The sequence below is a fragment of the Thermoflexus sp. genome (assembly GCF_042408365.1).
Classification (GTDB): Bacteria; Chloroflexota; Anaerolineae; order Thermoflexales; family Thermoflexaceae; genus Thermoflexus.
Window position 1 is genome coordinate 38264 of sequence record NZ_JBHOQJ010000316.1, and the last position, 11841, is coordinate 50104.

8 protein-coding genes are annotated in these 11841 nt (G+C 62.3%); 5 read left to right on the top strand and 3 right to left on the bottom strand.

Features of this window, described 5'->3' with window-relative positions; translation table 11 throughout:
• The first annotated feature begins 240 nt into the window (after positions 1–240).
• The 5 genes from ACFMO5_RS14560 (at position 241) to ACFMO5_RS14580 (ending at position 9527) form a co-directional block, all read left to right on the top strand.
• Complete coding sequence (locus tag ACFMO5_RS14560) at positions 241–1302, top strand: PHP domain-containing protein (protein WP_376793474.1); 1062 nt, start codon at positions 241–243, stop codon at positions 1300–1302.
• Positions 1303–1375: 73 nt separating this feature from the next.
• Positions 1376–2347, top strand: coding sequence for an NAD-dependent epimerase/dehydratase family protein (locus ACFMO5_RS14565; RefSeq protein WP_376793475.1), 972 nt, complete (start codon positions 1376–1378; stop codon positions 2345–2347).
• Positions 2332–5868, top strand: coding sequence for a tetratricopeptide repeat protein (locus tag ACFMO5_RS14570; protein ID WP_376793476.1), 3537 nt, complete (start codon positions 2332–2334; stop codon positions 5866–5868). Before ACFMO5_RS14565 ends, ACFMO5_RS14570 begins: the two co-directional genes overlap by 16 nt.
• A gap of 569 nt (positions 5869–6437) precedes the next feature.
• The gene (locus tag ACFMO5_RS14575; protein WP_376793477.1) at positions 6438–8180 is read left to right on the top strand and encodes an ATP-dependent DNA ligase; all 1743 of its coding nucleotides are present in this window, start codon (positions 6438–6440) and stop codon (positions 8178–8180) included.
• An 18-nt stretch (positions 8181–8198) separates the two neighbouring features.
• Positions 8199–9527, top strand: a complete 1329-nt coding sequence (locus ACFMO5_RS14580; RefSeq protein ID WP_376793478.1) for an amidohydrolase — start codon at positions 8199–8201, stop codon at positions 9525–9527.
• Positions 9528–9588: 61 nt separating this feature from the next.
• On the opposite strand, the gene ACFMO5_RS14585 is transcribed toward ACFMO5_RS14580, so the two are convergent.
• The 3 genes from ACFMO5_RS14585 to ACFMO5_RS14595 form a co-directional block, all read right to left on the bottom strand.
• Complete coding sequence (locus ACFMO5_RS14585) at positions 9589–10314, bottom strand: ferric reductase-like transmembrane domain-containing protein (RefSeq protein WP_376793479.1); 726 nt, start codon at positions 10312–10314, stop codon at positions 9589–9591.
• Positions 10315–10335: 21 nt separating this feature from the next.
• Positions 10336–11325, bottom strand: a complete 990-nt coding sequence (locus tag ACFMO5_RS14590) for an FAD:protein FMN transferase (protein ID WP_376793480.1) — start codon at positions 11323–11325, stop codon at positions 10336–10338.
• Between the two features lie 87 nt (positions 11326–11412).
• A complete protein-coding gene (locus ACFMO5_RS14595; RefSeq protein ID WP_376793481.1) occupies positions 11413–11766 on the bottom strand; it encodes a hypothetical protein in 354 nt (117 codons plus the stop codon).
• Between the last annotated feature and the right edge of the window lie 75 nt (positions 11767–11841).

Sequence of the window (11841 nt, forward strand, 5' to 3'; positions counted from 1 at the left end):
ATACTGGCTTCCTCGGCGGGCGTGGGGGTAGGAGTGGACGGGATGGGCCTCCCCTGTGGGGATGGATGCATGGGATGATCGTGGCCGGGGAATGGAGGACAGGTAGTGATCATCGCGGATTCGAAATCACCAAAAATGAAACAGTCACGGACAAAGCGCTGGGTTGTGATCACCATCCGTCGGTCTATAATGGAGTCTTGCCTGAGGATGCCATCACCATGCAACGGACGAGGGGTGATGATGGGCGGACCGATGATTGAACTCGTCTGCAACCTCCATAGCCATACGCGTTTCTCGGATGGGGAAGGTACCCATCGGGAGATCGCGGCGGCCGCCGCGCGGGCCGGCCTGGATGTGGTGGGGGTGACCGATCATAACGTGTGGGTGGATGGGCTTCAAGGTTATTACGGCCGGGTGTTGTTGCTCGTGGGAGAGGAGGTGCATGACCCCTGTCGGCATCCTCAGGTCAACCATGCCCTGATCCTTGGGGCCGAGCGGGAATTGGCCCGGCTTGCGGCTTCGCCCCAGGACCTGATCCACGCCGCTCAGGAGCGGGGAGGCCTGGTCTTCCTCGCTCACCCAGTGGAATTCTCGCCCCCCTGGCTGCAAAGCCGCCTGGGGGAGCCAGCCCTCCCGTGGGTGGATCGGGGGATCCAGGGCTTCACCGGGCTGGAGCTGTGGAATACCATGAGCGAGTTCAAGGCCCGGTTGAGCACCCCACTCCATGCCCTCTATTACTCCTGGTTTCCCCAGCGGTTCCTTCGAGGCCCCTTCCCCGAGGCCCTGCAGTGGTGGGAGCAGCTGTGGCTGTCGGAGATCCCCGCGGTGGCCATCGGTGGGGCCGATGCCCACGGTCACGCCTATCGCCTTGGGCTGTTCCGTCGAACCCTCTTTCCGTATGAGTGGTTGTTCCGCGCTGTGAACACCCACATCCTATTGGAACGCCCCCTCTCACGTCGTCCGGATGAGGATTGGCTTTTGATCCGCAAGGCGTTGCAAGCGGGTCGCGCCTGGATCGCCAACGACTTATTGGGCTCCTCCCACGGGTTCCGTTTTGAGGCCCGCAGCGGGCATCGACGGGCCACCATCGGGGAAACCCTCCGACGTGCCGGCGCCGTTCAAGTGGAGGCGGTGGCTCCCTTGCCCGGGGAGTTCCGCCTCATCCGTTTCGGCAACGGCTGCGTGGCCCGAGGTCGGGGCCGGGCCTTCCGCCATCTCATCCTCGAGGCCGGCCTTTACCGGATCCAGGTCTACCGTCGGGGTCGCCTCTGGATCCTGACCAATCCGATCCGGGTGGTTTAGGGGATCCCCCCGGAGGGCGAAGGCTTTGGGGGAGCGGCTTTCGCGCTCATCCCGATCGCTCAGGAGGCAGGCAATGCATGTTTTGGTGACCGGCGGGGCTGGATTCATCGGCTCTCATCTCGTCGAGCGGCTGCTCGCCGATGGGCACACCGTAACTGTCTTAGATGACCTCAGCGGTGGCCGGCGGGAGAACCTCGCCCCGGTGGGTGATCACCCCCGCTTGCGGCTGATCGTTGGGGACGTTACGGATCCTGCCGCCCTCGGCGCGGCCTTCGAGGGTGTGGAGCTGGTTTTCCATCTCGCCGCGGTGGTGGGGATCCCTCGGGTGCTCGCAGATCCGCTGCGAATGATCCGCGTGAACGTGGGGGGCACTGAGCGGGTGTTGGAGGCTTGCGCAGCGCGAGGCGTTCCGGTCTGTGTCGCCTCATCCTCGGAGGTCTACGGAAAGGGGATCCGCTGGCCGGCGGCGGAGGATGATGATTTGCGCCTGGGCCCCCCAACGGTCCCGCGGTGGGCATATGCGGTGAGCAAGCTGTTGGATGAACATCTGGCCCTGGCTTGGGCCCGGCGTGGCCTGTCGGTCCGCGTGGTTCGCTACTTTAACGTCTACGGCCCCCGTGCGGATCCCCAGGGCTACGGTTATGTGATCGCCCGCTTCATGGAACAGGCCTGGCGGGGGGAGCCCCTCACCGTCTACGGGGATGGCCGTCAGACCCGCTCCTTCATCTACGTGGAGGATGCGGTGGAGGGCACGCTGCGGGCGGGGGTCCTTCCGGCGGCTGCCGGCCATGTGCTCAACATCGGGCATCCGGAGGAGATCTCGATCCTGGCCTTGGCCGAGAAGGTGCGGGCGATCACGGGACGCTCCGTGCCCATTCGTTTTCTCCCCCTCGCCGAGGTGTACGGGCCGGACTTTGAGGAGGTTCCCCGCCGGGTCCCCGATGTCTCCAAGGCTCGGGCCTTGCTGGGTTTCGAGGCCCGTGTTACCCTGGACGAGGGTCTTCAGCGAACCTGGGAGTGGTGGCAGGCATGCCAACGCGTTTAAGTCAGTGGTGTGATCGGATGCTGGAAGCGGGGTGGCTGTTGGCGGTGGTCATCGCCCCCCTCTTCTTCAATATTTATACCAGCCGGGTCTTCGAGCCGGATAAGCTCACCCTGGTGCGCTCCCTCGCCTTGATCATGGCTGCCGCCTGGCTGATCAAGCTGGTGGAGGCATGGGGCCAGCGGGTTCCTCTGGCCCAGGCCCTGGGGTTCTCTTGGCGCACCCCCATCGTGCTGCCGGCCTTGGCCACGGCGGGCGTTTATCTCCTGGCCACCGCCTTGTCCATCACCCCTTACACCAGCTTTTTCGGTTCCTACCAGCGGTTGCAGGGGACCTATAGTTGGCTGGCGTACCTGGTCGTCTTCTTCAGTATGCTGGCCGGGTTGCGAACTCGTGCTCAATTCGAGCGCTTGGCCCTCACGATGGTGATCGTCAGCCTGCCCGTGGCCATCTACGGCCTCATCCAGCGCTATCGGCTGGATCCCCTGCCCTGGGGAGGGGATGTCACCAGCCGGGTGGCCTCCCACATGGGGAACGCCATCTTCGTGGCTGCCTACTTGATCATGGCCTTCATGTTCACCCTGGGCCGTCTGGCGGAGACTTTCCACTCCATTCTGACGACCGAGCCGCCGCGGAACAGCGATGTGGTCCGGGGGGCGCTTTATGTCTTCATGGCCGCAGTGCAGCTGGCGACCATCTATTTCAGCTTCAGCCGTGGGCCGTGGCTGGGGCTGATGGGCGGGCTCTTCTTGTTCTTGCTGTTGTGGCTGGTGGTCCGTCGCCATCGGACCGGCCTTTTGGCCACGCTGGGCCTATCAGCAGCCGGGCTCGTGCTTCTGATATTCCTCAACATCCCCGGCGGGCCCTTGGAGTTCTTGCGTCAGTCTCCTTATATCGGTCGGTTAGGACATATTTTCGAGACGGAGACCGGGACGGGGAAGGTTCGGGTTCTGATCTGGCAGGGCGCGTTGCAGCTGGTGCTTCCCCACGCCCCCATTCAGTATCCCGATGGTCGCTCGGATCCCTTTAATGTGCTTCGCCCCCTCATCGGCTATGGCCCCGAGTCCATGTATGTGGCCTATAACCGTTTCTATCCGCCTGCCTTGGCCCATTACGAGGCGCGCACCGCATCACCGGATCGTTCTCACAACGAGACCTTCGATGCCCTGGTAAACACAGGTTTGTTGGGGTTCCTGGTCTATCAGTGGCTGTTCTTCGCTCTCTTCGCTTATGGATTGCGTAGTTTGAATCTGATCCATGGGCCGCGGGATCGGCGTTTCCTTCTCGGCTTGTGGGTCGGTGGGGCGCTGGGGGTGGGGTGGTTGTTCGCTTTGTGGTTTGGCCCTCATTTCCTGGGGGTGGCGGTTCCCGCCGGAACGGTGCTGGGTCTTCTGGCTTATCTGATTTTCGCCACCTTGCGGGCTTCCGGTGAGCCTTCGATTGAACATCCCCATCGCTTCCTCTTGATCGCCCTCCTCGGAGGGATTTTAGCCCATTACATTGAGATCAATTTCGGCATCGCCATCGCTTCGACCCGAACTTGGTTCTGGGCGTTTGCGGCGATGCTGGTGGTCTTAGGAGAGAAGCGGCTCTCCGAGCGGGCTCCGGTTCGCTCGGAGGTGGTCCGCGGGTCCTTGCCGGCTCGAAAAGGGAAAGGACATGCCCGGCGAGGAGGGCGGGAGGTGGTCTCGGAGGTCTCTCCTCCCGCTCATTCATGGTGGCCATGGATGGCGGCCATGGGTCTTCTAATGGCCATGATGTTGACGTTGCTTTCCTATGAATTCATCGCGAACCAGGGGCAGCGTTTGGATCTTCTCTCTTTGATTGTGAACAGTTTGACGCGGCTGCCCCTGCAGGGGAATCGTTTCTCTCCCTTCATCTTGGTGATGTTTGTTCTGACCGGTGGGCTGGGCGCCGCTCTGGTTCTGGCGGAGGGAGTGCGCCGGGAGTGGATCCCGGGGCGGGCGTGGCTTCCAGCCCTTGGGGTGTATGGGGCCGTTGCAGTAGGTGGATGGCTGGTGTACACGCTGGCTCATGCGGGTCTTCTGGCCGCGTTGGTTGCTCAGGCGCCACGGACGGTGGAGGATGTCCTTCAATTGGCTAGGGGGGTGGCAGGGCTGCTGGATTTCCTGGTCCTTTTCCTCTTTGTTTTGTTTGTGCTTCTGGTGCTCTCGATCTCCCAGGAAGAGTCCGAGGCTGCCGGGGGAGCAGGTCTCGGCTTGTTGGTGATGCCTCCTGTTTTTCTGGCGGCGGCTCTGTTGATCTGGAGCGTTCATCTGAATCCTCTCCGGGCCGACGCGATCTATAAGCAGGGGGATCCGTGGGATAAGCAGGGGCAGTGGGAGGTGGCCATCTTGCTTTATCGGCAGGCGATTGCGTATGCGCCGCGGGAGGACTTCTACCATCTTTGGTTGGGTCGGGCGCTGTTGGAGAAGGCTGCGCGGGCAGCCGATTCCAGCCCGCGACAGCTTCCGGATGGGATTTCATTTGAAGTTGCCTTCCGGAATCTAACCCCAGAGCGTTTGGTGACGCTCCCCCGCGGGGATCTGTTGGAGATCACACGAGCGGTGTTGGAGCGGGCCCGGGAACTCAATCCGTTAAATACCGATCACACGGCGAATCTGGCTCGTATGCATCGGCGTTGGGCGGATCTGTTGTTGGATCCGCGTTATTGCCGAACGCGAATTGATCTGAAAGCGATGCCTCCGGAATTTGTGCGTCATGTAGAGCTGGCGAGCCGCTATTATGGGGAGGCCACCCTTCTGAGCCCGAATAACGCGGGGTTGTGGAATGAGTGGGCAAGTGTGGATCTCTATCAGCGCAATGATTTGGACGCGGCGGAGCGCAAGCTGCAGCGTTCTCTGCAGTTGGACGATCGGTTCGATCAGACTTATCAGCTCTATGGGGATCTTCTGATGGTGCGTTCGGAGAAAGTGGAGGATGCTGCCGTGAAGCGGGCCGCCTTGGAGCAGGCGGAGGTTTTTTATCGCCGTTTGGTGGAGCTCCAGCCGGAGCATGGGATCGGTTGGGCAGCGTTGGCCTATCTCCAGGATCAGTTGGGGCGATCGGAGGAAGCCCGTGCATCTCGGCTCCGTCTTCAGACGTTAGCAGGATCCCGATCGGAGGTTTGGCAGTCGATTGGGGATTTCTTCTTAAGCCATGCGGATTGTGCGTTGGATCGGGGGCAGGCCCTGGTCTTGTATCGCGAGGCCGCTCAAGCGTATGGTCAGGCCCTGCTCGCCAACCCTGGGGCGTTGACGGCGGCGTTGCGGCGAGGTTATGCGCTGCGGAGCATGGGCGATCTGGAGGGAGCGGCGGCGACGTTCCGTCAGGCGCTGCAAATCGCTGGAGGCAGTTCGGAGATCTGGGTATTCTATCGAGAGCTGGCGGTGACGTTGGCGATGATGGGACGGAAGTCGGAGGCGGAGGAGGCTGCCCGTCAAGCGTGGCGTCAGGCGCCTGCGTCGGAGCAACCGGGGCTTGAATCGCTGTTCGCGCAGTTGGGGCTTTCTGTGCGGCCGTAGAGAATGAAGGTCCGATGTTCGTATACTCACGTCGCTTGTCTATGCGAAGCGCCGGGGCCGTTCGCACGGGGGTCAGAGACGGTTGATGAAAATCCCAACCCGTGAAGATCCCCCAACTGGAGATTTGTCTATGCGAAACAGCGATCCGGATATTCGCTCATCCTGGGCCGTTTTTCCTAGGTCAGCAACACATCTTCCACCCACCGCCTAATTTCCGCGCGATCCACCAAGCCACCCTAAGCAGAACAGATGAGAACGGGCCGGGCCAATCAATTTCCCCAACGAGCCGTACCATCCCTTTAAAGGTGAACATATCGGGCCCCACCATGTCGATACATAGCGATGTTGAGGAAACCAACGGTGTAACTCATGGGTCCGGAGTCACACCGTCCAAAATCCCCCCGATTAACGTTACAATAATATGGGTAGGAGTTACGCCGGGTGGAGGCCCGCGAGAGAGGACGGAAGGGCCCCACCCGACTCCCCATGAAGAATCCTACCGCGTAACTCCTAATCGGGATCCTGCGGACGAATGGATCCCTCGGTTGATCCTTATTCAGGAGTTGGCTATGCGGTTCGCCCAGCTGGTAGACTACTTCGAACGCCTGGAAGCCACGACTAAACGCCTGGAGATGCTCGATATCCTAAGCGAGCTGTTCCGGGCATGCGATCGGGCGGAGATCGACCGGGTGGTGTATTTCTGCCAGGAACAGCTCCTGCCGCCCTTTCGCGGGGTCGAGATCGGCATGGCCGAGAAATTGATCCTGCGCGCGATCGCCCGCGCCACTGGGACTAACGAAACAGAGGTGGCACGGTTGAACAAGGAGCGCGGCGACCCCGGCCTTGTGGTCGAAGAACTGCTCCGCCGACGGAAGACCCACCCCACCGGCCTCAGCGTCCAGGAGGTTTATGATGCCCTCCTCCGCATCGCCCAGACCGCCGGCGAGGGAAGCGTGGAGCGCAAGATCCAGATGCTCGCCGATCTCCTCCAGCGCTCTTCCCCCAAAGAAGCCCGCTATATCGCTCGCTTCGTCCTCGGCCGCTTGCGCTTGGGCGTAGGGGATCCCACCATCCTGGACGCCCTCTCGAAGACCGTGGCGGGCGATCGGAGCCTGCGGCCGGACTTGGAGCGCGCCTACAACCTGTGCTCGGACCTGGGCCTGGTGGCTCGCACCCTCTTCGAGGAGGGCATTGAAGGGATCCGGGCCTTTCACATCCGCGTTGGAAACCCAATCCGGCCGGCCCTGGCTGAGCGCCTCACCAGCGCTGAAGAGATCGTGGAGAAGTTGGGGCGGTGCGCCGTCGAGGCCAAGCTGGACGGCTTCCGCTGCCAGATCCACAAAGCCGGTGATCGCGTCGAGATCTTCTCCCGCAACCTGGAGCGCACTACCCCTATGTTCCCGGAGCTCATCGAAGCTGTCCGTCAGCAGATCGCAGCGCAGGAGGCCATCCTGGAAGGAGAGGCGGTGGCCGTCAACGAGGAGACCGGTGAGATCTACCCGTTCCAGGTCACCGTCCAGCGGAAGCGCAAGCACGGCATCGAGGAGATGATGCGAGAATACCCACTGGTCCTCTTCGCCTTCGACCTCCTCTATGCCGACGGTCAGGATTACACCCCGCAGCCCTACGCCGCCCGCTTCGAGGCGCTCTCCCGCTTGATCCGGCCGGATGGACGCATCCGCCTGGTCGACCGGATTGTCACCGCGGATCCCCGTGACATCCAGAAGTTCTTCGATGAGGCGGTTGAGCGGGGTATGGAGGGCATCGTGGCCAAACGCTTGGATGCCCCTTACCAGGCCGGAGCCCGAGGGTTCCATTGGATCAAGCTCAAGCGCTCCTATAAGGGCGAGCTGAGCGACACGATCGATGTGGTCGTGGTGGGCTACTTCCGCGGCCGGGGCATGCGGGCGAAGTTCGGCATCGGGGCGCTGCTGGGCGCGGTGTACGACCCGGACTCCGACACCTTTAAGACAGTGGCGAAGATCGGCAGCGGCCTGACCGAGGAGGAATGGGTGCGGATCCGGGAGCTGCTGGATCAGATCCGGGTGGAACACCGGCCCGCCCGGGTGGACTCGCTCCTCGAGCCGGACGTCTGGGTGGAGCCCATGGTGGTCCTGACAGTCCTGGCCGATGAGATCACCCGCTCCCCCGTCCATACCTGTGGGAAAACCGACGAGGAGCCGGGCTATGCGCTTCGCTTCCCCCGGGTGGTGGGCTGGATCCGGGAGGATAAGGGGCCGGAGGATGCAACCACCGTGAAAGAGATCCTCTCGATGTTCCAGATGCAAAAGCGGGTGCAATTGAGCGGATAAACCACGGGAAGGACAGGAATGAATTATGACCTCTTGATTCAACGGGTGATCGTCATAGATCCCAGCCCGGAGGGGATCCGTGTGCAGGCCGGCCAGGACATTCTCATCCAGGGCCCGCGGATCGCTGCGGTCCAGCCCACCGGCCAGGTGGACCCCGCCGCTGCTGCCCGGGTGATCTCGGGGGACGGTATGGTCGCCATGCCCGGCCTCATCAACACCCATGCCCATGCCGCGATGGTGCTCTTCCGGGGCTCGGCGGAGGATGTGCCCATTGAGGAGTGGTTCAACGAGTATATCTGGGCGATGGAGACCAACCTCACCCCTGAGGATATCTACTGGGGAACCATGTTAGCGGCGGTGGAGATGATTGAGAGCGGGATCACCGCCGTTGCGGATCATTATTTCGAAATGGATTTGGTGGCCGAGGCCTTTGTCGCTGCCGGATTACGGGCCCACCTCGCCTGGGCGATGTTCGGCCAGCACCCACGGGAGGAACTGGATCGAACGGCCGCCTTCGCCGCCCGCTGGCACGGCGCCGCGGAGGATCGTATCCGGGTTTGGATGGGACCGCACGCCCCCTATACCTGCCCCTTCGAATTCCTCCAAGAGGTCGCCCGCGAAGCGCGGCGGCTGGGGCTAGGTGTTCACATCCACGTCTCCGAGACCGCAGGACAGGTGCAGGCCAGCCTGGAGCGTTACGGCCTCACCCCCATCGCCTTGCTGGAACGCGCGGGCCTGATGGAAGGCCAGTTGCTCTGCGCCCATGCGGCGCATGCGACCCCAGAGGAGATCTCGTTGATGGCCGCACATCGGGTGGGCGTCGCCCATTGTCCCAAGACCTTCCTCAAGCTGGCGGCAGGCATCGCCCCGGTGATCACGATGCGACAGGCTGGGATCCCCGTGGGGCTGGGGACAGATGGGGCGGCCAGCAACAACACCTTGGATCTGCTGGAGCAGATGCGGCTCGCAGCGCTCATGCAGAAGCACGAGCACCAGGACGCGCGGGCGCTACCGCTACCTGAGGCACTCACAATGGCAACGTGGGATGGGGCGCGGGCCCTGGGAGAAGAGGAACGCCTGGGGCGCCTGGCGCCGGGCTACCTGGCGGACCTCATCCTAGTGCGACTGGATGGCGCCCATGTCCAACCGGTGCATCGGGTGGAAGCTGCCCTGGTCTATTCGGTCCGGGCCAGCGATGTGGATACGGTGATCGTGAACGGAAAGGTGCTTATGGAGGGGCGTCGCCTCCTCACGTTGAACAAAGCGGAGATCCTGCGCCAGGTCCAGGCCCGGGCCGATCGATTGGTCCAGCGCGCCCATGGACGGCGCTTGCAGATTTATCGATAGGTAGGAGGACTCCATCATCCCCCTCCCCACGAGGAAACCGACAGCGCAACTCCCAATCCGATCAAGGGCGTTCCACTCCCAAAGCGGAAAGCCAGCGACGAAGGAATTGGCGAACCCGCGTTGCCAGAATCCGGTAGATTAAAAGAGCTAACACCGATGCCCCGGCCACCTGATAAATGATCCGGACGCCAACTTTGCTTCCGTCGGTCCCGCTGAGCACCCCATGAACGGTGACCAGCACGAACACCCCAAAGCTTAAATAATGGATCCGTCGCCACATGGCATATCCAATCCGCCGCCGGACGTAGAACGTTAACCCCACCAACGTCAGTAGATAAAACCCCAGCTGTCCCAACCCCACCGAGAACGGCCGATAATTCGCGCTGGCGAAGGGAAGAAAGACCTGCAACGGCGCAAACGAGATATAACGGTCGCCTAACAAAATCAGCGCATGGAAGAAGGAGAGAGCCAAGCTGAGTAACGCCGTGTGTTGATGCAGATCGAAAGCAGTCGGTCCTCCGGGCCAAAGGCGGGCGATGCGGCTGGTGATGATCAAACCCAAGATCATGGAAAGCCAGAGAAGGACATAAGCCACGAGCCCGCTAGCCCGTGAAAGATACCAATAAGCCTTGGGCTGAGGGCCCTGTAAGGATCCCACCAGAGCCGGCAGCCAGCGGGGCAACACCAGAATCGCCAGGAAAGCTCCGGCGAGAGCCGAAAGCAGCAGGCCTATCAATGCATGGAGAGCCGCCTCGGCCGATAGCTCGTCAAGCTCTTGAGGCCCCATTCCCCTCTCCTGCTCAGAGAGTCAACGTGGTGAATAATGGCGCATGTCCAAATCCGATCCGCTCATCGCTCCACAAGGCTCCATGGCCCATTGGGAGCTGCAAAGGATTTCCCCGTCCTCCCGGACGATCAGCCCGGCCATCCCGGGGCGCCGCTCCAACCACGCCAGCCCGTCCCGGCTCCCGAGAAGGAAAACAACTTTGGCCGCGATCTCCGCTTCATAAGCGGTCGGCGCAACCACGGTGACCGTCAGGATATCCGTTTGGGCCGGCCGGCCCGTACGGGGATCAACGAGATGATGGTGTTCTTGCCCTCCTCGTCGCCATCGTCGGACATCCCGCCCGGAAGTCGCCACCCCTCCTCGAGCGATCCGAATCACTCCGATCAAAGGCAGATCACCGGGGAGTACCTGCGCGGTCCGGCGAGGGTCAGCAACGCCGATGGGCCACGGCTGTCCATCGCGCATCGGTCCGCTGACCGCGATGTCTCCCCCTGCATCCATCAGAGCAGGCCCATAAAGCTCCAGCCGTCGCACCACCCGGTCGGCCGCCCATCCCTTCGCGATCCCTCCCAGATCCAGGCCCACCCCATTCGGCAGGGTCACCGTGCGCTGTCCGGGATCCAAGCGGATCCATTGCCACGCCTGCGTCCGGGTTGTCCACGTCCCTGCCAGCTCCCAAGGGGCCTCTGCAAGCACCCGCTCAAACGGGCGATCGTACCCTGCAGCCTCGAGCGCCGAAAGAATCGTAGGGACCACCAGACCTTCGCTGATCTGGGCGGCCAGCAGGGCAGCGCGGAGGACCTCCCATAAAGTGGAGCTTACCGGTATTGCGCGGCCCGCACTGCGGTTCAGACGGCTGAGCTCGCTGTCCTCCCGAAACCGGCTTAAACGGCGCTCCCAGGCCGCAAACCAGCGGGGAACCTCTTGCAAGGCCGCGGCGGCGTGAAGAGATTCGGAATCCACCACCGCTTTCATCTGACAGCCCATCGCCCAAAAGGAGATCTCGAACATGGAAGCCCCATCCCCTTTTCCGAAAAGAAATGGGAGATCTTCCGAAGATCACCTTCCTCATCCCAACTTCCTTCACAGCTCCAATGCTTATCGGGACGATCGGGTCACGGCGGCGGGTTTTGATCCGGAGGGAGGAGGCACCCGGATCACCCGTGGTGGAGGAGGGACTTGAACCGATCGGAGGGTTGGCGCTGGCCCTGGGTTGGGCTGGCGCAGAGCCTTGGCGGCTTCCAGGCGCCCATCCGGAGTCGGCACCAGCGTGGGCAAGGGCTCCAGCTTCAAAGTCGCTGAAGAGGTCGGAAATGGGTCTAACGCCGCCTCCACCTTCTCCTCCGGCGGTCGCTCCGATCCAGCGAGCATCGCCCACAACCAGAGAATCGCCGCCAGCGCCCCGCTGGTTAGCAGCGCTTTGACCCCGCCCGTGCCTCTATCCTTCCACATGTTCTTTGGAAGTTTGCATAGACATCGCGACATGCCGTTAAAGGAATTTTCGGGGGGTGGGGCCGCTGAAGGCGG